We start from the raw sequence: 24,691 nt of genomic DNA on the forward strand, positions 1-24,691 counted from the left end.
ATGATCGTCGCGGGAGAGGATAAACGGCGGCGACATCGGGAGAGTGGCTGGTGGGGCGACGAGACCTTCGCCGACCTGTTCGCGGCTAATGCGGCAGCGCATCCCGAACGGCTCGCGCTGGTCGATGCGCCGAACCGCGACGACTTCGCGTTCGGCGAGCCGCAGCGGCTGAGCTATGCCGAACTCGCGGCGGAGATCGACCGGCTTGCGGGCGCGCTCGTCGAGGCGGGGATCGGCAAGGACGATGTGCTGCTCGTCCAGCTTCCCAACATCAGCGAGTTCGTGGCACTCTATTTCGCGGCGGCGAAGATCGGCGCGATCGTGAGCCCGGCGGCGGTGCAATATCGTAGCCATGAGCTGAAAGGCATGATCGGGGTGGTCGCGCCCAAGGCCTTCGTCTGTGCGACGACGGTGAAAGGATGCGACCATGTCGGGTTGGCGGCGCCGCTGCTCGATGGCATCGCGCTGATGACCTTCGGCCCCGGTGCCCCCGCAGGCGCACTCGACCTCTCGACCGCCACCGGCGATGCCGACGCGCTGGCCGCGCATGTCGCGGCAAACCCGGTCGATGCCGACGATATCTTCACGATCTGCTGGACCTCGGGCACCACCGGCGTGCCGAAAGGCGTGCCGCGCAGCCACAATCACTGGATCGCGGTTGCTGCTGCGGGTTATGAGGCGATGAAGGTCGGGCCGGGCGATGTGCTGCTCAACCCCTTCCCGCTCATCAATATGGCGAGCATCGGCGGGATCACCATGTGCTGGCTGACGAGCGCGGGGACGATGGTGCTGCACCACCCCTTCGATCCCGGCATCTACCTCAAGCAGATCGCGACCGAGCGGCCGAGCCTGACGATCGCGCCGCCCGCGGTGCTCAACATGCTGCTCCAGAATGAGGCATTGCTCGCCTCGGTCGATCTCTCCAGCCTGCGCGTCATCGCCTCGGGCTCGGCGCCGCTCGCGCCCGCGATGGTGCGCGGTTTCCAGGAAAAGCTCGGCATCATCATCGTCAACGTCTTCGGGTCGAACGAGGGGATGAGCTTCATCACCGGCGAAGGCGACATGCCCGACCCCGACAAGCGCGCGAGCCTGTTTCCGCGGCGCGGCACCTATCGGCGCCCCTATGGCGAAGGCCGCGCGCCCAATATCGAGAGCCGGCTCGTTCCGCCCGGCGGCGGCGATCCGATCGAGGCCGATGGCGTGTCGGGCGAACTCCAGATCCGCGGCCCGACCCTGTTCGAAGGCTATCACAGCGCCCCGGAGCGCACCGCCGAGGCCTTCACCGAAGACGGCTGGTTCCGCACCGGCGACCTGTTCGAGATCGCCGAGGGCGGCGACTTCTACCGCTTCGTCGGGCGCTGCAAGGACCTGATCATCCGCGGCGGGGTGAACATCTCGCCCGAGGAAATCGACCAGCTGCTCGGCGGCCACCCGCTGCTCGCCGAGGCATGCGTCTTCTCGCTCCCCGACCCGACGATGGGCGAGCGCATCGGCCTCGCCTATGTGCCCCGCGGCGCCGACGATGTCGGGATCGGCGAGGTCGCCGACTATCTGCGCGGCCATGATCTCGCAGTGTTCAAACTGCCCGAACGGCTGTTCCGCTTCGACGCGCTGCCGCGCAACGTGACCAACAAGGTAATGCGCAGCGAAGTCCGCGACATGGCGCTCGCCACTCTCGAAAAGGAAGCCTGACATGGCAAAGGACGTCTTCATCCTCGGCGGCGCGCAGACCGACTTCTCGCGCAACCTCGAACGCGAGGGCGGCGGCCTGTTCGAACTGTTCCGCGACGTCGCCGAAGCGGCGTTCGTCGCGACGGGCATCGAGCCCAAAGAGGTCGAGACCGCGCATGTCGGCAATTTCGTCGGCGAGCTTTTCGCGGGCCAGGGCCAGCTCGGCGGCTTCTTCGGCCACGTCCACCCCGACCTCGCGGGCATCCCCGCATCGCGCCACGAGGCCGCCTGTGCGTCGGGCAGCATCGCGATCCTCGCCGCCGCCGCCGAGATTGAGGCCGAACGCTATGGCCTCGCGCTCGTGCTCGGCATCGAGTTGATGCGCAACGTCCCCGGCCAGCGCGCCGCCGAATATCTCGGCGCCGCCGCCTGGGCCGGCCGCGAGGCGCAGGAGGCGCGCTATCTGTGGCCGTGGATGTTTGCACGCGTCGCCGAGGAATATGAAGAACGCTTCGGACTCGACCGCGCGCATTTGCGCGGCATTTCGGCCAATAATTTCGCCAATGCGAAGCGCAATCCCAACTCGCAGACGCGCGGCTGGGCGGTGACCGACGATCATCTCGGCGAGAATGACGAGGTCAATCCGCTGATCGAGGGCTCGCTTCGCAAGTCCGACTGCGGGCAGGTCACCGACGGGGCCGCCGCGATCTTCCTCGCCTCGCGCGAAGTCGCCGAAGCCTATGCGAATCGCCGCGGGATTCCGCTGGAGAGCATTCCGCGCATCAAGGGCTGGGGCCACGCCACTGCCCCCCTGCTCTATTCGACCAAGGTCGCCAACAGCCGCGGCGGCGACTATGTCTTCCCCAGCGTACGCAAGGCGATGATGGACGCGCTGCGCCGCGCCGAGATGCCCGACATCTATGCCTGCGACGGGGTCGAGGTGCACGATTGTTTCTCGATCACCGAATATATGGCGATCGACCATTTCGGGATCACCAAGCCCGGCGAAAGCTGGCGCGCGGTCGAGGATGGGACGATTGCGCTCGGCGGCAAGCTGCCGGTCAATCCGTCGGGCGGACTGATCGGGCTCGGCCATCCGGTGGGTGCGACGGGCGTGCGGATGCTGCTCGACGGCTGGCGGCAGGTCACGGGCAACGCCGGCGACTATCAGGTCGAGGGCGCGCGCAATTTCGCGACCTTCAACGTCGGTGGCAGCGCGACGACCGCGGTCAGCTTCGTCGTCGGCACCTGATTTGACCGACGTCTTTCTCTACGACGCGGTGCGCACGCCGCGCGGCAAGGCGCGACCCGACGGCGGGCTGGCGGCGCTGAGCCCGCAGGAACTGGTGCGACAGCAGGCCGCAGCGCTGACGGCGCGTTGCGGTGCGTTCGAACCCGAGGCGCTGATCCTCGGCTGCGTCACGCAGAGCGGGACGCAGGGCGGGCATATCGCGATGCTGGCGAAGCTGCACGCCGGGCTGCCCGACGCCTGCGCGGCGCACAGCCTCAACAATTATTGCGCCTCGGGGCTGTCGGCGATCGGCCAGGCGGTGGCGAAGGTCGCGAGCGGCGAGATCGGCGTCGCGCTGGCCGGCGGGGTCGAGTCGATGAGTTCGGCGCCGTTCCTCGGTGACCGCGCGGGCTTCTACACCAACGATGAGATGCCGCCGCGCACGCGTTTCGTGCCGCCGGTGCTCGCCGCCGACCGGCTGGCGCATGCCGAGGGCATCACGCGCGCCGAACTCGACGCGGTCGCGCTCGCGTCGCAGCAAAAAGCAGCGGCGGCGGAGGGTGACGCGGCGCTACAAGCCTCGCGCATCGCCACCGGCGCGCTGACCGGCGAGGAATGCATCAGGCCGCAGCCGACCGCGGAATCGCTCGCCGCCGCGCCCGCGGCGTTCGGCGAATTGCAGGCGAAATATGCAGGCGCGCTCGAGGGCGCGACGTTCGAGCCCTTGCACGCCGTCGCGCACGCGCCGCCGATCTGCGACGGCGCGGGGCTGGCGCTGGTCGGAGACGAAGGGCTCGGACTCAGGCCGCGGGCGCGCGTCGTCGCCTTCGCCGAGAGCGGCGGCGATCCGGCGGCGTCGCTGACCGCGGGCTTCGCCGCGATGGACAAGATGCTCGCGCGGTCCGGGCTGACGCTCGCCGACATCGACCGGATCGAGTTCATGGAGGCGTTCGCGGTCACCATCGCCAAATTCCTGCGCGATCGGGGCGCCGATCCGGCGCGGGTCAACGTCGGCGGCGGGCACCTCGCCAAGGGGCATCCGATGGGCGCGAGCGGCGCGATCCTGACCTCGTCGCTGCTCGATGCGCTCGACGCCGGCGGCGGGCGCTACGGGCTGGTCGTGCTCACCGGCGCGATGGGGGTCGGCGCGGCGATGCTGGTCGAGCGGCTCGGCTGATTTCCGGCTGGACAGGCGCGCGGCGGGCCCGCACAAGCCGCCAGGGAACCCGGCACAGGAGGCGGTCATCGATATCGAACAGGCACAGGCAGAATTTCGTGCAGCTTATCAGGGCGGCGCGCCCGGCGTTTTCGCGTCGGGGCTGGCGTGGCTCGCCGCCGACGCGGCCTGGTATGTCTGGGGCGGCTTCTATGCCTTTGTCACGCTCTTCGTCGGCGGCATGCTGATCATGCCGCTGGCGCTGCTGATCGCGCGGCTGTTTCGTGCGCCCAAGGTCAGCAAGGGCAATCCGCTGACCTTCCTGGGGTTCGAGGCGGTGCTGCCGCTGTTCGCGGGGCTCCTGATCGCCTGGGGGCTGATGCCGGTGTCGGAGAATTTCGCCTTTGCCGCCTTCGCGCTTGTCATCGGCGCACGTTACCTGAGCTTTGCGACGATGCACGGCGAGCGACTCTATTGGGCGCTCGGCGCGGTGCTGTTCGCGATCGGCACCGCCTTTGCGATCAAGGCCGACCTGCTGCCCGTGCACGTCACGCTGGTGGTGGGCAGCGCCGAGCTGTTGTTCGCGGCGCTGCTTTTCACGCGGTGGAACGCATCGATCGCGCAAGCATCGGCCGGGGCCGGCCGCGCGAGCATCGCCTGAGCGTCAGGCGGTCGCCCGGCGCGCGGCCCACAGGCCGAAGCCCGCGATGATCGCGTAGCAGACGAGCGGGACGATCAACGCCAGGCGGAGGTCGATATCGGCGACCAGTCCGAACAGGAAAGGCACGATCGCACCCCCGATGATCGCGGTGCACAAGATGCCCGACGCCTGCGGAGTGCGTTCTCCGAGCCCTTCGGTCCCGAGGCTGAAGATCGTCGGGAACATCAGCGAGTTGCAGAAGCCGACGAGGATCAGCGCCCAGCCCGACAGCGCGCCGGTGGTCACCGCCGACAGGATGATGAGCGAAATCGCCCCCGCCGCGAAGGTCGCGAGCACGCGCCCGGGCTTGGCGAGCCGCAGGATGAAACCGCCGAGGATGCGGCCGATCAGCGCGCCGAGCCAATAGATGGCGACCAGCTTGCCCGCGGCCTGGAGCCCCAGCCCCATCACGCTCTGGTCGCCGAGATAGGCGATGAGGTTCGAGCCGATCGCGACTTCGGCGCCGACATAGACGAAGATGGACAGCGCGCCGAGTTGGACGCGGCGGTTGGAGGTCAAAAGGCCCCACGTGCCCTCGAGCTTCATGGCGTCGGCCTTGGCGTGGTCGAGCGCCGAGCGGTTGAACCAGAAGATCGCGGCGATGACGAGCATCAGGATGCCGAGCCACATATATGCGGTACCGATCGAGGCGCCTTCGGCGACGCGATAGGCCTGGATCTGTGCATCGGTCGAAGTTTCGGGGTCGAGCGGAGTCGAATCGCCGAGGAGGAAGGTCGCGCCGCCATAGACCATCAGGAAGACGCCGACCGAATTGAATGCCTGCGCAAAGGTTAGCCGGCTATGCGAGGTCTTGGCCGGCCCGAGCGTGGTGATGACGGGGTTCATCGCCACCTGCAGCACGGTGATCCCCGCGCCGATACAGAAGAGCGCGGCGAGGAAACCGGGGTATGACGCCGCGGCCGACGCCGGGATGAACAGGAACGAGGCCGCCGCAACGATCATGAAGCCGAGCACGAAGGTGCGGATATAGCCGAGCTTTGACATGATGATCCCGGCGGGAATCGAAAAGGCACCATAGGCGATGAAGAACGCCATCTGGACGAGGTTCGCCTGCGCATGGGTGAGGTGGAACATCGACTTGAACTTGCCGACGAGCAGGTCGTTGATGTTGGTCACCCCGCCGAGCAGGAAAAACACCGCAAAGGCGAGGACCAGCACCACCAGCGTGCTGCCGCCGCCCCTCCCCGGCTGATCGGCCGCGTTCGAATCCGCACCCGTCGCAACGTTCGGCGCCAATGCCATGTCTCTCTCCCCGACCTTTGTTATTTATGGTGTTGTGTCGTCATTTTGCTTTGGGCGGGCAAGGCAGATTCTCGCCGACCGCCTGCACATTCGTATGCAGCAGCGTGGCGGCGAAGCCCTTGTCGGCGGTGACGCTGAGCGCATAGTCGAGCTTCTGGAGGTTCGCGCCCGCGTCGGCGAAGCAGCGGAGCGGGATGCGGAACGAGCTCACCTGTCCCGTCGGCGCCGCCTTGACCCAGTCGGAGACGTCGAACGCCTGCCCGCCGAGCGCGACGGTCACCGGGCCGGTGCCGAGCGCGTCGACGCGCCATTCGACGCGCAACGCGAAGCTGTTGTTGAGCTGGCGCGAAAGGTCGGCATAGGGCCCCGAGAGGTGGAAGGACGCGGGGCCGGTCCAGACGAAGCTCTTGCCGTCCTCCTGCGCCTTCACGTCGACCGAGCGCGCGGCGATCAGTCCGCCGGGGCTGGCGACCGGCGCCGATTCAACCGGGCGCGCGCCACCCGCGTCGGTGACCGTGAGCGCCCACGGGGAACGCGCGCGGCCGCCGGCGAAATAGGTCTCGACGTTGAGCGCGGCGGCGACGTCGATGCCGAGGTCCTCGGACAGCGGGCCGACAGGCTTGCTCTCGCCATATTTGAGGCCGTAGCCGGTCGCGAAGAGCGGCTTTTCGACCGGCGAACGCGCATCAGCGGGCCAGGCGAAGGGGAGCGTGCCGGTGAAAGGCCGCGCGGTCTTGCCGTCCTTGCCTGCGATAAGGACGTCGGCGACGCCCGCGCCTTGCGAGCCGGGCAGCCAGCCCGCGACGAAGGCGTCGGCGGCGTTGATCTCGGGGCTGGTGAACATCGGGCGGCCCGAAAGGAAGAGCGCGACCACCGGGATGCCCGCTGCCTTCAATTTCTTGAGCGTAGCCAGGTCGGTGGCGTCATTGGGCTGGTAGTCGAGCGTCGGGACGTCGCCCTGGAATTCGGCGTAAGGCGCCTCGCCGAAGACGACGATCGCGACATCGGGCTTTTCCTTATAGGCGCCGCCGTCGGACAGCGTCGCCACACCGCCCGCGTCGCGCACCGCCTTGTCGAGGCCTTCCCAGATCGTCTGGCCGTTGGGGAAGTCGCCGCGCACGACGTCGGTGCCCTGCCAGCTGATCGTCCAGCCGCCCGCTTGCATCGCCATATTGTCGGCGCCGGGGCCGGTGACGAGCACGCGTGCGCCGGGCTTGATCGGCAACAGGCTGCCGTTGTTCTTCAGGAGAACCAGCGACTTGGCGACCGCTTCGCGCGCGACGGCGAGATGTTCGGGGGTACCGAGCGCCTTAACCGTGCTCCGATCGACATGGCCCTCGGGGAAGAGGCCGAGCTTGTATTTCACGCGCAAGATGCGGCGGACGGCATCGTCGAGGCGCGCCTGCGAAATGGTGCCGTCCTTCGCCTGTTTCACCGTGGTTTCGTAGAGGCCCTTCCAGCTGTCGGGCGCCATGAACATGTCGAGCCCGGCGTTGATCGACTGGGCGCAGTCGGTGACGCTGCATCCCGCGACCTGGCCATGGCCGTTCCAGTCGCCGACGACGAAGCCCTCGAAACCCATCTTCTGTTTGAGCGCGTCGGTGAGCAGTCCCTTGTTGCCGTGGTGCTTGACGCCCTGCCAGCTCGAGAAGCTGGCCATAACGGTCAGCGCGCCGGCGTCGATCGCGGCGGGGTAGCCCATCGCGTGCTTGGCGATGAGCTCCTCCTCGTCGATCTTGGCATCGCCCTGGTCCTTGCCCTCGAAGGTGCCGCCGTCGGCGAGGAAATGCTTGGCCGTCGCGGCGACATGCGCGGGGCCGACGCTCTTGCCCGAAGCGAGCGGCCCCTGCAGGCCGATCACCATGGCTTTGGCATAGTCGGCGATCAGCTTGGGATCGGCGGCATAGCCCTCGTAGCTGCGGCCCCAGCGCAGATCCTGCGGCACCGCGAGCGTCGGGGCGAAGGTCCATTCGATCCCGCTGCCCGCGATCTCGGCCGCGGTCACCGCACCGATGCGCTGGATCAGTTCGGGATCACGCGCGGCGCCGAGGCCGATATTGTGCGGGAAGAGCGTCGCGCCGGGGACATTGTTGTGGCCGTGGACAGCGTCGACGCCGAAGATGATCGGGATCGCGATGCCGTTCGCCTGCGGCTTCATCGAGACTGCGCGGAATTCGCCGACGAGCTTTGCCCAGTCGGCGGCGCTTGAGCGTTCGTTACCGTTCGGGCCGCTGTTGCCTCCCGCAAGGATCGAGCCGAGCGGGTAAGTCTCAAGGTCCTTGGGCGTGATCGTGCTGATGTCGCCCTGGATCAGCTGGCCGACCTTCTGCTCGACCGTCATCTTCTTCAGAAGCGTGTCGATGCGCTTTTCGGTCGCGGCGTCGGTGATCGCTGCGGGGCTCTTTGCGGCGGGCCAGAGGTCGGGATGGACGCTTGCGGCACCGGTGTCGGCGGGCTGCGCCACCACCATCGTGGCGGTTCCCGCCAGCAAGAATGCCGTCGTCATGGCAAGTGCGGAACGCCGCATCGTCTCTCCCATCCCTCTATGTGAACGTTATCAAATGCCCCTCTCGCATAGCAGACAAAGGAAAGCAAGCCGCTATTCGGGATAGGATTTCAGCGAAGCCGCGGCATCGTCGCGAGGAGCAGCACGGCAACGCTCGCGAGGCCCGCGAGCAGCAGGAACAGCGCGTCGAAGCCGAAGCCCGGGACGAGCGAGATGGTGAGCCAGGGCATGATCAGCGACGGCACGGTGTTGGTGAGGTTGAACAGGCCGAGGTCGCGCGCGCGATGCTCGGGGCGCCGCAGGATGCGCAGCGTCTGGCCGCTGTGCAGCGAGAGGAAGATCGTCGCGGCAATGCCGAAGACGACATAGCTCGCCTTCGCCGCGAACAGCGTTTCCGAAACCGCCATCGCGGCCAGACCGAGGGTCAGGATCGCCGCGCAGATCACCAGCGGCAGGATCGGGCGCCCGCTGCGGTCGGCCCAGCGCCCGGTGAGCAGCGCGAGCGGCACCGCGACGGTGAGGACGAGGCTGAACAATTGCGCGGTTTCGTTGTCGGTGATCGCGGCATCGATCGAGCGGAACCAGAAGAAGAGATAGGCGAAAAGCGCCGCCTCGGCGATCTGGACGAGCAGCCGCGCGAACCACATGCGCATGACGGTCGCGGCCGGCCGCGCCGGCGCGTCGCCCGGCTGCGCGTTGCTGGGAACCAGGAGCTCGGGAAAGGGACGCGGGCGGCCGAACAGCAGCACGGGCAGTACCGCGCCCGCGACGAGCAGACCGACGAGCGCCAGCCGGCCGTCGGCGTCGGCTAGGCCGGGGATCGTCACGAAAGCGCAGGCCACCGCACCGAGCGCGGGCGAGAAAGCAAGTAGGCCGCCAAGCAGGCCTTTCTGATGGTCGGGCACGAGGTCGCCGCCCCAGGCCGACAAGGGCCCCAGCATCATGTTGAGCGCGAGCTGCCAGCCGATGATGATCGCAATCAGGGTCGGCACATCCTGTGCCAGCGGCACCGCGAGGAGCAGCGCGATCGTCAGGATCAGCCCGGCGACGATCCAGCTGCGCCGGTTTTGGGTGCGGTCGCTGAGCCAGCCGAAAAGGACGCCGCCGGCGCTGGCGGCGATCGCGCCGAAGAAGGTGACGTAGCCCAGCGCCTGAATGTCGTTCGTCCCCGCGAGCGCGGTCACGCGAACGGGGAGCAGGATCGTCAGGAAGGGCACATAGGCGATCGCGCCGCCCGCCGCGGCGAGCGCGTAGAGCAGCAGGAAGCGGATCGACTGGCGGGGCTGGGGCGCCTCAACCATTCGGGACGAGGGGGCCGGCGGGCGCCGCGGTCGAGCCGCGCTCAATCAGGCTGCCCTCGACCACCGTCGGTTCGGTTGGGCGCGGGGCGCCGCGCTGCGCCGCGATGATCAGCTCGACCGCGCGCGATACCGTCGCGGCGATCGGCTGGTCGACCGCGGTGAGCCCCGGCGGGGTGAAGCGGACGATCGGGGTGTTATCGAAGCTGACCAGCGACAGGTCGCGCGGCACGTCGAGGCCGCGGTCCTGCGCCACCGCCAGCGTCGCGAGCGACATCTGGTCGTTGCTGGCGATGATGGCCGTCGGCGGATTTTCGAGCCCGAGCAATTGCTGCGCCGCGACCGCGCCCGATGCGGCGCTGAAATCGCCCTCGGCGAGCAGGTCGTCGGTCGGCAAGCCCGCCGCCGCCATTTCGGCGCGCCAGCCGTCGATGCGCCAGTGGCTGAGGTCATATTCGACCGAGCCCGAGATGAAGCCGATGCGCGTGTGGCCGAGGTCGATCAGGTGCCGCGTCGCGCGCGCCGCCGAGCCCTCGTCGTCCATCGTCAGCGCGATGCCGGCGTCGCCGCCGTGCGAGCCGATCCGCGCAAAGGGGATGCGCTGGCCGTGGAGCAGATCGACGATCAGCGGATTGTCCGAGTGCGGCGGGGTCAGGATCACCCCGTCGGGCTGGAGCGCAGCGATGATCGCGCGCAGTTCGCGCTCGACATGGTCGTTGTGCGTGTCGACCAGCTCGAAGATCATCCGGTAACCGAGCTCGGCGCATTTGAGCATGCCGCCGAACAGCATCTGGTCGACCCAGTCGGTGCCCTCGCGCGCGTGCCAGTCGGCGATCGTGCGTTCGCGGTCGTTGATCGCGAGGATGAGGTAGGAGCGCGAGCCGCTCATCCGCTGCGCCGCGATCGAGGGAACGTAACCCAGCTTGTCGATCGAAGCCTGGACGCGTTCCTTCATTTCGGGGCGGACATTGGGCTCGTCGTTGATGACGCGGCTCACCGTCTGCAGCGACACGCCCGCGTCGGCCGCCACATGCTTGATCGTCACCGACTGCCGCCGACGTCCCATTATTTCGCCTGGTCCCCACTCGCCGAACAGGCGGCCCTGCTAGCGGCATCTTCGCCGCATTGCCAGACGCGAACCCAGTCGATCTCGAAGGTTTTGGGATAGCCGCGGCCATCGACGCCCTTTTCGGTGCGGCTCTCGGCGAGCCCGCCGCCGACCGCGAGGTTGAGCAGCAGATGGAAGGGGCGATCGAAGGGGGCGTTGGGGCTCTCTGAACCGGTGGTGCTCCAGTCGCCTGCGCGCTGAGTCGCATAAACCTTGCCGTCGATCGTCCAGCTGATCCGGCCGGCTTCCCAGACGATGCCGAAGACATGGAAATCGTCGATCGGCGCGGGCAGCACCGTCTCGTCGCCCTTATGCTTGTTCGCGGGCCATTGCCCGCCCGAATGGAGCGTGCCGAGGATGCGGTTCTCGATCCCGCCGGGGCATTCCTTGCATTTGGCACCGAGGTTCACCGCCTCGAGGATGTCGATCTCGCCCGAGGCGGCCCAGGTGCCGTAATGATGATCCTCGGGCAGCATCCAGATCGCGGGCCAGGTCCCCTGCCCCTGCGGCAGCTTGGCGCGCACCTCGATCTTACCATAGGTCCACGCCGCCTTGCCACGGGTGACCAGGCGGGCGGAGCTGTAATCCTTGGTCGCGCGGGCATTGGCCTTGGCGGGGTCGCCGCGCTGCGCCAGCGGGAAGGCGGGGCCGCTGGACGTCTCCTTGCGCGCGGTGATGATCAGCCTGCCGTCCTTGACCGCGGCATTGTCCTTGCGGTCGGTGTAGCATTGGCGCTCGTTGTTGCCGCCACCCCAGCAATCGACATCGAAATCCCATTTGCTGCGGTCGATCTCGGTGCCGTCGAAGTCGTCGGACCAGACGAGCGTCCAGCCGTCGGACGCCGCCGCGGGAGTCGCAGCCGCCGCGAGCAGCAGGGCGAGCGCGATCCTCATGCGGCTTGCGACACGTCGGCGCCGCAATAGCGTGCGACATAGGCATGGTGGTCGGGGAGCTTGGCGACCGTATCGGCGACCTGCTGGCGGATCATGCCGAGCAGCCGGTCGAGTTCGTCGTCGCTGAGCTTGGTCGCGACCGGGTGATAGCTTTGCGGCTCGATCCCCTGCCCCATCATCACCTGCACCCAGCTGTTCTCGGCGAACAGCTCCTCATTCTTGCGGAAGACGCGGCCGGTTTCGCGGAACAGCTCGATCTTCTGCGCGAGGCTGTCGGGGATTTCCATGTCGGCGCACTGACGCCAGAAAGCGCTGTCGCGGCGGTTGGTGGCCTTATAGTGGAGGATCAGGAAGTCGCGGATCTGCAGATTGTCCTGCAGCTGCTGTTCCTCATATTCGGCGATGTCACGCACGCTGGGGCGGCCGAGCGGCAGCATGCGGATGAAGCGCAGCACGCTGCGCTGGATCAGGTGGATGCTGGTGGACTCCAGCGGCTCCATGAAGCCCCCCGACAGCCCGACCGCGACGCAGTTGCGCATCCATTGGCGGCGACGGATGCCGGTGGTGAAGCGCAGGAAATTAGGCTCGGTCAGCACTTCGCCCTCGACATTGCCGAGCAGCCGCTCGAGCGCCTCGTCGCGGCCGAGATAGCGGCTGCAATAGACGAGGCCGTTGCCGGTGCGGTGCTGGAGCGGGATGCGCCATTGCCAGCCCGCATCGTGCGCCATCGCGCGCGTATAGGGGACGGGCGGACGCACATTGGGCGTCTGGAGCGCGATCGCGCTGTCGCACGGCAACCAGTGCGTCCAGTCGTCGAAGCCCGCGTGCAAGGCGCCCTCGATCAAGAGCGCGCGGAAACCGGTGCAGTCGAGGAAGAGATCGCCCTCGATCCGGCGCTCGCCGTCGAGGATCAGCGCGGCGATGTCGCCGCTTTCCGGGTCGAGCTCGACATGGCCGATCTTGCCCTCGACGCGGACGGTGCCGTCGCCCTCGGCCATCTGGCGGAGGAAACGCGCGTAGAGGCCCGAATCGAGCTGATAGGCGTAGTTGGTGCCGTCGTTGGGCAAGTGGGCGAACTTGCCCGCCATCGCGGCGACCAGCTCCATGCAATAATCGTCGTAGCTCTGCTCATGGCCCCTGGTGCGCCCGTGCAGCCAGAAATGCTGGAAGCCCGCCGACCAGTGATCCTTGCCGGTGAGGCCGAAGCTGTGGAAATAGCGGTGCCCCTCTTCCTTCCAGTTGTCGAAGAGGATACCGAGCTTGAAGGTCGCCTGCGTCGCACGCATGAAATCGGCCTCGTTGATGCCGAGCAGCCGGTTGAAATTGACGAGCGGCGGGATGGTGCTTTCGCCGACGCCGATCGTGCCGATCGCTTCCGATTCCACCAGCGTCACGCTGACGGCGCGGCCCATGGTGCGCGCGATCGCCGCGGCGGCCATCCAGCCGGCGGTGCCGCCGCCCGCAATCACGATACGCTGGATCGGCTGGGTCATCGGCTGAGCGTCCTCAAGAGGAAAGCGCGGAGGCGTCCGGCGCTTTCGGGGGTGAGCGGGGCGAGGACGCTGCGCGCGGCCTCGGGGATATGGTCGGTGACGCTGCCGTCGTTCTCGAACACATAATGGTCGAAGAGGGCGCGCCAGATTACCTTGTCCGCGTCGGGCAGGTCGCGGATCGCGAGGATCGCGTGGTTGAGCGCGTCCTGCGGCTGGCCGAGGAAGGCCGGGGTGTCGCGCCACCAGTAATTGACGAGGATGTTGAAGGGATCGAGCCCCTCGACATGGTGCCACCACATCGACGGGATGAAGAGCGCGTCGCCGGGTTCGAGCTCGGCGACCTGCGCCGCCGCCATCGCTTCGGCGAAGCGCGGGAAAGCGGCGAGGTCGGGGGCGTCGAAATCGACCATGGAGACCGCGCGGCCCGCGGGGGTGTTGTCGATCGGGCCGAGGTAGAGGTTCTTATACTGGTCGGGCGGGAAGAGCGTGAAGCGGCGGCGGCCGGCGGCGCAGCAGGCGAGATTGTCGGGGAAGTCGTTGTGCGCAGCGATGCGCGTCTTCGTGCCGATCCAGATGCTCTTCAGCGGATTGCGGGCGCCGAGGTCCAGCGGGTTCGCCGCGTCGAGCCCGTCGAAATGCGCCGGGATGTCGATCGAGGCGAGATAGACGGTGCGGTCCTCGCCGCGCTCCTCGGCGGTGTCGATCCCCGCGAAGATGTCGGGGAGCTTGCCGGTACCGGTGCGGAAATTCATCGCCATGTCGGCGTCGTAGAAGAGCCGCCCGTCGTGCCCCGGCGCGCCGATCGACACGGTGAAAGGCCGGTCGCGCGCATGGTCGAGCAGATGCTGCCGCGCCCCGCGGGCCGAGTTCTTGCCCGCCTGCACCAGCGGCCAGTCGGCGACGAGGCCGCGGAGGATAAAGGGCTCGCGCGCGCCCGAGAGCAACGCGTCGAGCCCTCCCCCCTTATCGAGCACGCGCTCGGCCACCTTGGCGAGCCGCGGATAGATGGCGCCGTCGCGCTCAGCCATGGCTGAGCTTCGCGTTGCGGCGATCGACGAGCCCGGCGAGCTGCGACAGCGAGGCGAGCGCCATGAACATCGGCATCAAATGGCCGTCGGCGTGGAGCTTGCCGAGCGTGCTGGCGTCCAGGGCACGGAGCTTCGCCTCGTCGATGATGTGGAAACCGACGAGCGAATTGACCGAGCCGTCGTCGAGCGTGACCTCGAGCGTGAAGGGTTCGAGCAGGTCGTGGTCGGCGAGCGCGGCGAAAAAGGCGGGGCTCGCGCGATACCCCTCGTCGAGCGCGCCGAGCTTTTCGGCGATATCCTCCAGATAAGGGGTCGCCTGTCCGTCGGCGTCGAACAGGCGGATGCCCTCGCCGCCTGCGGCGATGCGCGGATGACCCAAGTCGATATGCACCTGCCCGGGCCCGTCGCCGCTCGCCGGGCGGCCGACGAGGAAGGGCTGGATCGCGATCGACAGCGGGCGATAACGCGCGTCCCAGTGCTCGCCGTCGAGGAAGAGATTTTCGCCATTCTCGAACCCGAAGAGCGCGACCGCGATGAACGGGTCCTGCGGATTGTCGCGGCGGAAGAGGATCGGATAATGCGCCTGCACCTGGCGGAATTCGCTCGGCACCGTCAGCGTCGCCATCACCGCGTCGCCGCGCGCCGCGCCCGCGCGCGGATCGATGCGCAGCTCGCGATGGGCGTTGGTGTCGAGGGCGGCATGCTGGGTCATTTATCGTCCTTCATTCGGCGGCGGTCGCCGCGGCCGCGCCGAGCGCGTCGAGATAATCGCGGTTAGTGGGGAGCGCCGAAACGAGCGCGCGCGCTCGCTTCTGCTGTTCGGCGAGCGCCGCGACGGCGCGGTCGCTGGGCGCGAGGCCCGGCGGCGGGGCAAAGCCCATGCCGTAGAGGATGTACTGGTGGCTCTCGGCCGAGAAAATCTCGTCGACCTGCGGGAAGTCCCAGACCGAAGGCGGCTGGTCCTGCCACAGGGTGAGCATCGCGGCGAGGGTCGCCGGGATATGCTGGGGATCGCGCTGCGCGCGCCAATAGGGCTCGGGGCGGCGGCTCAGCACATAGTGGAGCTTGAGGAAGTCGACGATGCGGTTCCAGCGATAGCGGAAGAGCGCGTTGAAGCGCTGCGCGTGGATCGGCAGCACCGCCGCGCTGGCGGGGAAATTGTCGACGAGGGCGTTCAGCGACAGTTCGATCATCACGATCGCCGAGGCCTCGAGCGGTTCGATGAAGCCCGCGGAGAGGCCGACCGCGAGGCAATTGCCCTGCCAGAAGCGCGCGCGGTGGCCGGTGGGGAAGCCGAGGCGGCGGACGGGCACCTCGGGGGCGTGCGGCAGCTGCTCGGCGATATAGGCGCGGAGCACCGCCTCGGCCTCGTCGTCGGAGAGGAAGCGGCTGGCGTAGACGCAGCCGATGCCGCGGCGGGTGGGCAGCGCGATGTCCCAGATCCAGCCGGCGCGGTGCGCGGTCGAGACGGTCTGCGATGCGATGGCGCTGTCAGGATCGGTCGGCACCTGCGCCGCGAGCGCGCGGTCGTTGAAGAGCGTGTCGCTGCGGTCGATCCATTCGACGCCGAGCTCGCCGCCGATCAGCAGCGCGGCGTGGCCGGTGCAGTCGAGGAAGAGGTCGCCCGCGACTTCGCCATGCTCGCGGGTGACGACCGCGGCGATCAGGTCGCCCTCGCCGCGCCGGACGCCGGTGACGTGATCGGCGACATGGCGGACGCCGAGGCGCTGCTTCGCATGCGCCATCAGCAGTGCTGCAAACTTTCCGGCATCCAAGTGGTACGCGTAATTGGCGGCGCCCTGGTAGCCGGGCATCGCGCGCTGGCGCGGCGCCAAGTCGTGGTGGCACACCGCCGCCTGCGCGGTCATCGCGGCGGCGAAGCTCTGCCCCGGCTCACCCGCCTGCCACGCCGCGAGCAGCTCGCGCGTCGCCAGCGGCGGCGGCGGGGTGAAGGGGTGGAGATAGCGGTCGTCGTCCGCGCCGCTCACCCAGCGGTCGAAGCGCGACCCCTGTTTGAACGAGCCATCGCAGGCGGCGAGGAATTCGCCCTCGTCGATTCCGATCGCGGCAAGCGCCGCGCGCATCGTCGGCCAGGTCCCCTCGCCCACCCCGATCGTCGGGATGTCGGGCGCCTCGATCAGCGTCACCGAAAGCGCGGGCCGCGCCGCGGCGATGCGCGCCGCCGCCAGCCAGCCGGCGGTGCCGCCGCCGACGATGACCACCCTCTCCATCTCGCTCGTCATTGGGAACGTTCCTACGCGTTTCGCTGCGGCGCGTCACGCAAAAGAGCCGCGCCCCGGATGGAAGCGCGGCTCTCTCGCCAGGAAGCCTGCGGGACTGGCCCGCCTTAGAAGTTGAACCGGACGCCCGCCGCGTAGCGGGCGAATCCCGGCGACGCGAAGGCGACATTGTTTTTGCTCCGCAGGTGCCCGCGGCGATTTTCGCCGGTGAGGTTAATCGCCTCGACGAAGCCCGTGAGGCCCGGCATGAATTCGTAGCTCGCACTGGCATCGATCTGCCAATATTCCTCGACATAGAAGGGGTTGGGACCCGTTCCGGCGAGGAATTTGTCGCGCCAGTTCCACGCGACGCGCGCCTGCAGCCCGTTCTTGTCGTAATAGGCGACCGCGTTGGCGCTGTCCGAGAGGCCAGTGAGCGCGAACTGCGCCACGGTCGACGGCTTGGTATTGTCGTATTTCGCGTCGCCGCGGACGATCGTGTAGTTCAGCAGGACGCCGAAACCCGTGTCCCAGAAGCTGTGCTGGAGCGCGAATTCGAAGCCGTGGATCTTCGCCGACTGGTCGCTGTTGATCGGCGTCGCGATCTCGAAATTGAGCAAAGGATCGTCGGGCGTGCTGAAGATGATGCCGTCGCGCAAGCCATTGGCATCCTCGACCGGCAGGCCGGTGTTCGGATCGAGCCGCACCTGCACCGTGTTCGGATAGTTGCGGATGATGAAGTCGCGGATCTGCTGCGCGGTGGCATTGGCGCCGAGCGACGCGAGCGCGGCGTTATAGCGCGGACCGAAGGCCGGGGTCCGCAGCCCGAAGGCGTCGGAGTCGATGCGCGTCGACGACAGGAAGTTCGACACGCGCTTGTGGAAGAAGCCCGCCGAGATGTAGCTTTCGCGTCCGTAATACCACTCCGCCGACAGGTCGATATTCTTCGACTTGTAGGGGAGCAGGCCAGGGTTGCCCTGGCTGCCGCCGCCGCCGCCGATGCGGAACAGCGAGTCGATGGTGCGTCCGCCCTGCAGGCTGGCATAGTCGGCGCGGGTGATCGTGTGGCTGTACGAGGCGCGCAGCTTCACATCCTCGATCGGCTCGATGTCGAAGTCGATCGCCGGCAGCCAGTGATCATAATCGCCCTTGAAGCGGGTGAAGTCCGAGTTGGGACCATAGATGACGTTGAACTCGTTCGCCGCGACCCAGCTGGTCCCCGTGGGGATCGGCACCAGCGCCGAGGAGTCGACGATCGTATGTTCGTAGCGGACGCCCGCGGTCAGATGCGCTTCGCCCGCGCCGACGTCGAACTTGGTCGCGACCTGGAGATACGGCGACAGTGTCTTTTCGGTCAGGCGGCGGTCGACGGTGTAATTGGCGAGGCAAGTGCCCGGCTGTGCGCTGCCCGTCGCGGGATCGCTGCAGACTTCGTACAGATCCTCGATCAGGTCGGCCATGCGTTCGAAGTTGAACGTATAGAAGCTGGGGATGATGCCCGACGCCCCGTTCACGCCGCTGAACTTGTCGGGCAGCGTCTGGAGCTGGAAGATGTCGTCGGGGATATCCGACGGCGGCCCGGCGCCGCCCCAGGTATCGTTCTGGATGAAGCCATAGGCCGAGCGCACCTTGTTCTCGATGTACGAGACGCCGAAATCGATGCTGTCGAGGAAGGCGCCGTCGTGATCGTAGCGGCCCTTCAATTGGACCTGGTCGATCGTGTCTTTGAAATAGGCGTTGCGGAAGGCGTTGCCCGTCGAGCGGATCAGCCCCGCGTTCAGCGGGTCGATGCCGGGGTGCATGTTGTAGGAGATCACCGGCAGGTCGGAGTCGAAGTCGATCCGCTGGTTGGCGACGCCGAAGATCGCGTTGCCGACCGACACGCTGGTGCCATATTTGTTCGTCGGCTTGGACTCGGCGGTCGAGTGATGGAAGTCGAGCTCCATCGTCATGCCGCCGGGCGCCTCCCAGGTGAGGTTGCCGCCGAGCGACTTGTTCTCGGTGCGGTTCGCGACGAGCGAGCCGCTGTACGAGAGATCCTTGTTCTCGCCGGCGCCAAAGGCTTCGGAATAGAAGATCGGGCCCGCAACGGGACCGTCGGTCCAGCTGCTCGACGTATTGTTGTGGTTGAACCACACGCCGACATTGCTGTTCCGCACTTCGACGGTGTTGCGCGAATAGGTGTAGTCGATCGTCGCGGTGAGCGAGTCGATCGGGCGGAATTGCAGCACCGCCTGGCCGTTGATGCGCTCGCGGTTGATGTCGTTGAGGTCGTAGGACGCGTTCTGCGGCACCTGGTAGACGTCGGTCGCGTCGGGGCGGTTGGTGATCTGCGCGAAGCGCGGATCGGCGGGGTTCTGGGTCAGCGAACCCCAGTTGTTCTCGTTGCCGAGATAGCCGTCGCGCCAGCCGACGTTCGCGATGTTCACGCTCGCCTTGCGCTTCTGCCACGCGCCCGCGATCATGATGCCGATACGGTCGTCGGCGAAGGTGGTCGACAATATGCCCGAGACTTCGGGGGTGATCGGATTGCCCTCGTTGCGCGACGTGTCGTAGACGCCCTTGACCGAGAGGCTGCCCGACAGGCCGGGCTTGTCGAGCGGGCGCGGGGTCTTGATGTTGATCGACGAACCGATGCCGCCCGAGGGGATGGCGGCACGGCCGGTCTTGTACACCTCGACCGACGCGATGCCCTCGGACGCCAGGTTGGCGAAGTCGAACGAACGCGACGAGGGCGCGCTGGCGCCGTCGCCGAGCGACGAAGTCGGCATCGCGCGGCCGTTCAGCGTGACGAGGTTGAATTCGGGGCCGAAGCCGCGAACGGTGACGAAGCTGCCTTCGCCGTTCGAGCGGTCGATCGACACGCCCGAGATGCGCTGGAGCGATTCGGCGAGGTTGGTGTCGGGGAACTTGCCCATGTCTTCGGACGAGATCGCATCGACGACGCCTTGGCCTTCGCGCTTGATATCGGCCGAAGCGGCCAAGCTGGCGCGGATGCCGGTGACGACGATTTCGTCGCCGTCGGCCGTGCCTTCCGCTGGCGGCGCGTCCTGTGCCATAGCGACCTGCGCCATGCCCACCAGCGCTAACGCCGAAGTACCAGCCAGAATTTTGGCGAGCCGAAGCTTGTGCGGAGCCTGCATCCCTATCCCTCCCGTTTAACCGCTCGTTTTTCGGCGGCATTTCTTCAATGTGAACGTTATCTAAATGAGAACGTTCTCATTGTCAACGCGGGTCGCATTGCATTCCTATGCAATCCGGAGAGGCTTGGCGAGGCGCGGTGTGGCGCGGGCGGACGGATCGTCTCCGCCCGCCCGGCACCATGGTCAGAGCATCGGGTAGCTGAGACCGTAATAGCCGTACACGGTCCGGCCATATTCGTCGGTATATTCGGGGGTGTCGTCGACGCCGTAGCGCGGCGCGCCGGTCACCTGTTCCTTGCTGATGTCGACGACATAGCCGCCCTTGGCGGTGTCGTAGGACAACATGTCCCAGGGAATCGGATAATGATCGCTGCCGAGACCGAAAAGACCGCCGAACTGGAGCACGGCATAGTCGGCCTTGCCCGAATATTTGTCGATCATGACATTGGCGATGGTGCCGAGCTTTTCGTCCTGCGGGTTATAGACCGCGGTTCCCTCGACCTTGTCGGAGGATATGAGGCGATTGGTTTCGCTGCGTTCGAGCGTGTCGGCCATGATGCGTCTCCTTGTGGGCGGAGGCGGATCGCGGACGAGAGGGAGTCGGTCCGCGCCGCCCCCTGCTCCAAGCAACGACGCGCGCGGAGCGGAGTTGCTCCGCTCACCGCAAAGGATCGTCCGTTGGAAGCTCAGCGGCTCCAGCGCGCGAAGATCGCGGTCGGCAGCAGCAGCCCCCTTGCCTCTTCGCGCACCGCGAGTTCGCCGCATTCGACCTTGCCGGGCAGGTCGGCGAAGAGCTGGTTCAAGAGTTCGCCGATCGCCAACGCCGACATGCGCACCGCATAGACGGTGAGGAAGAGCGCTCGGCTGTCGGCGTCGAGCAATTGGCGGCAGTCGGCGAGCAGCGGCGCGAGGCCCTCCTCGAGCTGCCAGCGTTCGTTGTTGGGGCCGCGGCCGAATTTGGGCGGGTCGAGCAGGATGGCGTCATAGCGCTTCTCGCGCCGCACCTCGCGCGCGGTGAACTTGCCGGCGTCGTCGACGATCCAGCGCACCGGCTTGTCGGCCATGCCGGCGAGCGCCGCATTCTCGCGCGCCTGCGACACCGACTTCTTCGAGGCGTCGACATGGGTGACCGAGGCGCCCGCGGCGGCGAGCGCCTGGCTGCCGACCCCGGTGTAGCCGAAGAGGTTGAGGAAGGCGGGGTCCTGCTTGTCCGCGATCTGCGCGCGCAGCCAGTCCCACACCGGCGCCATGTCGGGGAAGAAGCCGAGGTGGCGGAACGGCGTGCAGCTCGCGGTGAAGCGCGTCTCGCGCCAGCCGAGCGGCCAGCCCTCCTGCGGTACCGGCTTGCTGTAATACCAGCGGCCGCCGCCGTCGTCGTCCGACGCCGGGACAAACTCGCCGTCGGCGGCGTCCCATTCGCCCTGCGGCAGCGCGGGCGCCCACATCGCCTGCGGCTCGGGGCGGATGAAGCGGAAGCGGCCATAGCGTTCGAGCTTGCGCCCGCCCCCGCTGTCGACCAGCCCATAATCGTCCCACGCCTCGCCGACGAGGGTGACGAGGGGCAAGAGCTCAGCCACGCGCGGCTTCTGCGAGGATGAAGGCCTTGACCGCGTCATAGTCGCCGGGGAGCTTGGTGTAGCGTTCCTCGCGGTCGAAGAGGTTGCCGAGGCGCGCGGGCAGCGCCGGGCGGACGCCGGTCGCGCGCTCGACCGCCTCGCGGAACTTGGCGGGGTGCGCGGTCGCGAGGGTGACCACCGGAACGTCGGCGTCGATATCGAGCTGGCGCGCCGCGGCCAGGCCGACCGCGCTGTGCGGATCGATCACCTGCCCGCCCTTTTCCTGCGCCCAGCGCAAGGCCAGCGCCATGCTGTCGCCGTCGATGCTCGCGCTGGAGAACAGCCCGCGCGCGCCGCCGAGCATATCGGCGGGGATGCTCATCGCGCGCTTTTGGTCGAATTCGCCCATCATGCCGGTGATCGCGGCGCCGTCGCGGCCCGACAGGTCGAAGAGCAGGCGTTCGAAATTGCTGCTGACCTGGATGTCCATGCTGGGGGTCGCGGTCGGGGTGACCGTGCCCGCGCTATAGTCGCCGCTGGTCAAAGCGCGGTGGAGGATGTCGTTGACGTTGGTCGCGACGACGAGGCGGGCGATCGGCAGGCCCATGCGCGACGCGACATAGCCCGCGAAGACGTCGCCGAAATTTCCTGTCGGGACCGAGAAGGCGACCGGGCGGTCGGGGGCGCCGAGGCGAACCGCCGCGTAGAAATAATAGACCACCTGCGCCATCAGCCGCGCCCAGTTGATGCTGTTCACCGCCGACAGCGTGACCTGGCTTCGCGCTTCCGCGTCGCCGAACAGCCGCTTCACCATCGCCTGCGCATCGTCGAAGCTGCCGACGATCGCGATATTATGAACGTTGGGGGCGAGCACGGTGGTCATCTGGCGGCGCTGGACGTCGCTGACGCGGCCCTCGGGGTGGAGCATGAAGATCTGGATATGCTCGCGCCCCGCAACCGCCTCGATCGCCGCCGAGCCGGTGTCGCCCGAGGTCGCGCCGACGATCGTGATGTCGGTGTCGCCGCCGGCCAGAAACTTCTCGAACAACTGGCCGAGCAGTTGCAGCGCGACGTCCTTGAACGCCAGCGTCGGACCGTGGAAGAGTTCGAGCAACCAGTGGCGGTGGTCGAGCTGGACGAGCGGGGTCACCGCGTCGTGGCTGAAACGGCCGTAAGCCGCCTTGCACAGCTCGCGCAGTTCGTCCTCGGAGAGCACGCCCGCGACGAAGGGCGCCATTACGCGCACCGCGGTTTCGACATAGTCGAGCCCCGCGAAGGCGCGGATCTCGTCCTGACTCAGCACCGGCCACTTCGCGGGCACATAGAGGCCGCCGTCGTCGGCGAGCCCCGCGAGCGTGGCGGCGCGAAAGTCGAGGGTCGGCGCGGAGCCGCGCGTGCTGATATAGTCCATGGCGCCCCGCGCCTAGCCGCGTCCGGTCAAGGCCGCAAGCGGCGGCGCACGGCGATGACGTAGATGACGAGCGCAGCGATCGCAAAGAAGAACCATTGCCCGGCATAAGCGAGATGATTGTTCGGCGTATCGGCCGCCGAGGGCACCGCGCTCGCCCGCAGGCCGGGCGCCGGCACGTCGGCGACGAGCAAGGCGCGCGCAGGCATCGCCCTGCCGGTCAGCCGCTCGATCATCGTCGGCTGCTCGGGGCCGGGAACGATCGTCCCCTGCACGATGCCGCCCTTCCATGCCGGCGCCTTTCCGTCCGGCATGAAGTTGTCGGCGGTGCCCATGTCGATCAGCACCCCGGGCCCCTCGGCGCCGGTGCGGCAGTCGGCGATCATGCGGATGCCGCTCTTGCCCGCGCGGTCGGTGCCGCCGCGCTGGTCCCAGCGCACGGGTTCGAGGCAGGTCACGCCGCTCTTGCGATAGAGCATCGCGTCGGGGACCGGCGGCAGTTCGGGATAGGTCACCAGCGAGGACATCGCCATGTTCCGCTGGTAGAGCGCGATCAGCGCTTCCTTCTCGCCCTTGCGCTGCCACTGCCAGACGCCGAGCGCGATCATCGTCGCGACCGCGGCGAGCACCATAATCGTCGGGATCACCGGCCAGCGGCGCGGCGCGGGTGCGGGGTCGTCAGTCATCGCGCTTCTTTCCTTCGGCCGCCTCGCGCTGGTGCTCGCTGGCGAGCAACGCCGCCTTGGCGACGCGCAGGCCATAGATCACCGCGACGAACGTCAGCGGCACCCATAGCACCACATGCACCCAGAAGGGCGGGTTGAGCAAATTGTCGAGCGTCAGCGCAGCCGCGATCAGCAGCGTGCCGATGATCATCGTCAAGAAGGCCGCGGGGCCGTCCCCGACATTGTAGCGGCCGGTGTCGAGGCCGCACGACGGGCAGCGCTCACGGAACTTCGCGGGCCACTCGAACAGCCCCGGCGCGCCGCATTCGGGGCAGAGGGCAAAAAGGGCAGCGCACCAGACCGGCGGCTGCCCCTTTTGGCTTTGGCCTGGTGCCGCCACTTAGTGCGCGGCGACCGGCGCGCCCCAGCCGCCCCAGACATAGACGATGATGAAGAGGAACAGCCACACCACGTCGACGAAGTGCCAGTACCAGGCCGCGGCTTCGAAGCCGAAATGCTGGGTCGGGGTGAAGTGGCCCTTGTAGGTACGCGCCAGGCAGACGATCAGGAAGATCGTGCCGACGAGCACGTGGAAGCCGTGGAAGCCGGTCGCCATGTAGAAGGCCGAGCTGTAGTTGCTCTCGCCGAACGGGAACGGCGCATGGGCATATTCATAGGCCTGGATCATCGAGAAGACCGCGCCCAGGATGATCGTCGCCCACAGGCCCTTTTTCAGGCCGTCGCGGTCGCCGTGGATCAGCGCGTGGTGCGCCCAGGTGATGGTCGTGCCCGAGCAGAGCAGGATCAGCGTGTTGAGCAGCGGCAGCGAGAAGGCGTCGATGACTTCGATACCCTTCGGCGGCCACATGGTGATCGTCGCGGCGCCGTCCTGGCCGAACAGCGAGGTCACGCCGTCAGCGGTGACTTCGATCGGCACCGGGAAGAGCGAGAAGTCGAACCAGGCCCAGAACCAGCCGACGAAGAACATGACTTCCGACGCGATGAACAGGATCATGCCGTAGCGCAGGTGGAGCTGGACGACCGGGGTGTGGTCGCCGGCATGCGCTTCGTTGATGACGTCCGACCACCAGCTGAAGAAGGTCGCGATCACGCCCATGAAGCCGAGGCCGAGGACCCATTTGCCGGCGGCGCCGAAATGATCCTCGTGCATATACATCACGAGGCCGAAGAACATCACCAGCGCAGCGAACGAGCCGATCAGCGGCCAGACGCTGGGGTTTACGAGGTGATAGTCATGATGTTTGGCACCGGACATGGCGTGTTTCCCGTTTTTAGCAGCCCCAGCATCGCGATTCCCCATCGCCCGCCGGTCTTGTTAAGACTCTGTCGATG

General features: G+C 67.5%; 20 protein-coding genes. 4 read left to right on the forward strand and 16 right to left on the reverse strand.

The annotated features are described in order from the left end of the window. Genes BWQ93_RS08495 through BWQ93_RS08510 form a run of 4 tightly spaced genes read left to right on the forward strand, consistent with a single transcriptional unit; the run spans position 1 to position 4,719 of the window. Positions 1 to 1,692, forward strand: a complete 1,692-nt coding sequence (locus tag BWQ93_RS08495) for a class I adenylate-forming enzyme family protein (protein WP_077030165.1) — start codon at positions 1 to 3, stop codon at positions 1,690 to 1,692. A gap of 1 nt (position 1,693) precedes the next feature. After that, the gene (locus BWQ93_RS08500) at positions 1,694 to 2,923 is read left to right on the forward strand and encodes an acetyl-CoA acetyltransferase (protein WP_077030166.1); all 1,230 of its coding nucleotides are present in this window, start codon (positions 1,694 to 1,696) and stop codon (positions 2,921 to 2,923) included. Between the two features lies 1 nt (position 2,924). Further along, positions 2,925 to 4,079, forward strand: a complete 1,155-nt coding sequence (locus BWQ93_RS08505) for an acetyl-CoA C-acyltransferase (protein WP_077030167.1) — start codon at positions 2,925 to 2,927, stop codon at positions 4,077 to 4,079. Next, complete coding sequence (locus BWQ93_RS08510) at positions 3,985 to 4,719, forward strand: DUF7010 family protein (protein WP_077030168.1); 735 nt, start codon at positions 3,985 to 3,987, stop codon at positions 4,717 to 4,719. The genes BWQ93_RS08505 and BWQ93_RS08510 overlap by 95 nt, the downstream gene beginning before the upstream one ends. A 3-nt stretch (positions 4,720 to 4,722) precedes the next feature. Here the strand turns inward: BWQ93_RS08510 and BWQ93_RS08515 are convergent, their stop codons facing one another. From BWQ93_RS08515 to BWQ93_RS08590, 16 genes are all read right to left on the reverse strand, one after another. Then, on the reverse strand, positions 4,723 to 6,021 hold the full coding sequence (locus tag BWQ93_RS08515) for a sugar MFS transporter (protein WP_077030169.1): 1,299 nt from the start codon (positions 6,019 to 6,021) through the stop codon (positions 4,723 to 4,725). Positions 6,022 to 6,061: 40 nt separating this feature from the next. Continuing rightward, positions 6,062 to 8,527 (reverse strand): glycoside hydrolase family 3 protein, encoded by a 2,466-nt coding sequence (locus BWQ93_RS08520; protein WP_232314770.1) that lies wholly within the window; start codon positions 8,525 to 8,527, stop codon positions 6,062 to 6,064. 110 nt (positions 8,528 to 8,637) lie between these two features. After that, on the reverse strand, positions 8,638 to 9,828 hold the full coding sequence (locus BWQ93_RS08525) for an MFS transporter (RefSeq protein ID WP_077030171.1): 1,191 nt from the start codon (positions 9,826 to 9,828) through the stop codon (positions 8,638 to 8,640). Further along, positions 9,821 to 10,891 (reverse strand): LacI family DNA-binding transcriptional regulator, encoded by a 1,071-nt coding sequence (locus BWQ93_RS08530; protein ID WP_077030172.1) that lies wholly within the window; start codon positions 10,889 to 10,891, stop codon positions 9,821 to 9,823. Before BWQ93_RS08530 ends, BWQ93_RS08525 begins: the two co-directional genes overlap by 8 nt. Further along, positions 10,891 to 11,826, reverse strand: coding sequence for a glycoside hydrolase family 16 protein (locus tag BWQ93_RS08535; protein ID WP_077030173.1), 936 nt, complete (start codon positions 11,824 to 11,826; stop codon positions 10,891 to 10,893). The genes BWQ93_RS08530 and BWQ93_RS08535 overlap by 1 nt, the downstream gene beginning before the upstream one ends. After that, on the reverse strand, positions 11,823 to 13,319 hold the full coding sequence (locus BWQ93_RS08540; RefSeq protein WP_077030174.1) for a tryptophan halogenase family protein: 1,497 nt from the start codon (positions 13,317 to 13,319) through the stop codon (positions 11,823 to 11,825). The genes BWQ93_RS08535 and BWQ93_RS08540 overlap by 4 nt, the downstream gene beginning before the upstream one ends. Then, positions 13,316 to 14,347 (reverse strand): cupin-like domain-containing protein, encoded by a 1,032-nt coding sequence (locus BWQ93_RS08545; RefSeq protein ID WP_077030175.1) that lies wholly within the window; start codon positions 14,345 to 14,347, stop codon positions 13,316 to 13,318. Before BWQ93_RS08545 ends, BWQ93_RS08540 begins: the two co-directional genes overlap by 4 nt. Continuing rightward, positions 14,340 to 15,059, reverse strand: coding sequence for a SapC family protein (locus BWQ93_RS08550; protein WP_077030176.1), 720 nt, complete (start codon positions 15,057 to 15,059; stop codon positions 14,340 to 14,342). The genes BWQ93_RS08545 and BWQ93_RS08550 overlap by 8 nt, the downstream gene beginning before the upstream one ends. Positions 15,060 to 15,069: 10 nt before the next feature. Then, the gene (locus tag BWQ93_RS08555; protein WP_077030177.1) at positions 15,070 to 16,590 is read right to left on the reverse strand and encodes a tryptophan halogenase family protein; all 1,521 of its coding nucleotides are present in this window, start codon (positions 16,588 to 16,590) and stop codon (positions 15,070 to 15,072) included. A gap of 104 nt (positions 16,591 to 16,694) precedes the next feature. Then, on the reverse strand, positions 16,695 to 19,709 hold the full coding sequence (locus BWQ93_RS08560; protein ID WP_077030178.1) for a TonB-dependent receptor: 3,015 nt from the start codon (positions 19,707 to 19,709) through the stop codon (positions 16,695 to 16,697). A gap of 183 nt (positions 19,710 to 19,892) precedes the next feature. Then, entirely contained in the window at positions 19,893 to 20,264 is a 372-nt protein-coding gene (locus BWQ93_RS08565; RefSeq protein ID WP_077030179.1) for a PRC-barrel domain-containing protein, read from the reverse strand. A gap of 131 nt (positions 20,265 to 20,395) precedes the next feature. Further along, positions 20,396 to 21,274, reverse strand: a complete 879-nt coding sequence (locus BWQ93_RS08570; protein ID WP_077032280.1) for a class I SAM-dependent methyltransferase — start codon at positions 21,272 to 21,274, stop codon at positions 20,396 to 20,398. 4 nt (positions 21,275 to 21,278) lie between these two features. After that, positions 21,279 to 22,676 carry a threonine synthase gene (gene thrC / locus BWQ93_RS08575; protein WP_077030180.1) on the reverse strand — a complete coding sequence of 466 codons (1,398 nt, stop codon included), beginning with the start codon at positions 22,674 to 22,676 and terminating at the stop codon, positions 21,279 to 21,281. A 26-nt stretch (positions 22,677 to 22,702) separates the two neighbouring features. Beyond that, positions 22,703 to 23,359 (reverse strand): SURF1 family protein, encoded by a 657-nt coding sequence (locus tag BWQ93_RS08580; protein WP_077030181.1) that lies wholly within the window; start codon positions 23,357 to 23,359, stop codon positions 22,703 to 22,705. Beyond that, positions 23,352 to 23,738, reverse strand: coding sequence for a DUF983 domain-containing protein (locus BWQ93_RS08585; RefSeq protein WP_077030182.1), 387 nt, complete (start codon positions 23,736 to 23,738; stop codon positions 23,352 to 23,354). Before BWQ93_RS08585 ends, BWQ93_RS08580 begins: the two co-directional genes overlap by 8 nt. Further along, positions 23,739 to 24,614, reverse strand: coding sequence for a cytochrome c oxidase subunit 3 (locus tag BWQ93_RS08590; RefSeq protein WP_077030183.1), 876 nt, complete (start codon positions 24,612 to 24,614; stop codon positions 23,739 to 23,741). It lies immediately after the preceding gene. Positions 24,615 to 24,691 lie beyond the last annotated feature (77 nt).

The organism is Sphingopyxis sp. QXT-31 (genome assembly GCF_001984035.1).
Taxonomy (GTDB): Bacteria; Pseudomonadota; Alphaproteobacteria; order Sphingomonadales; family Sphingomonadaceae; genus Sphingopyxis.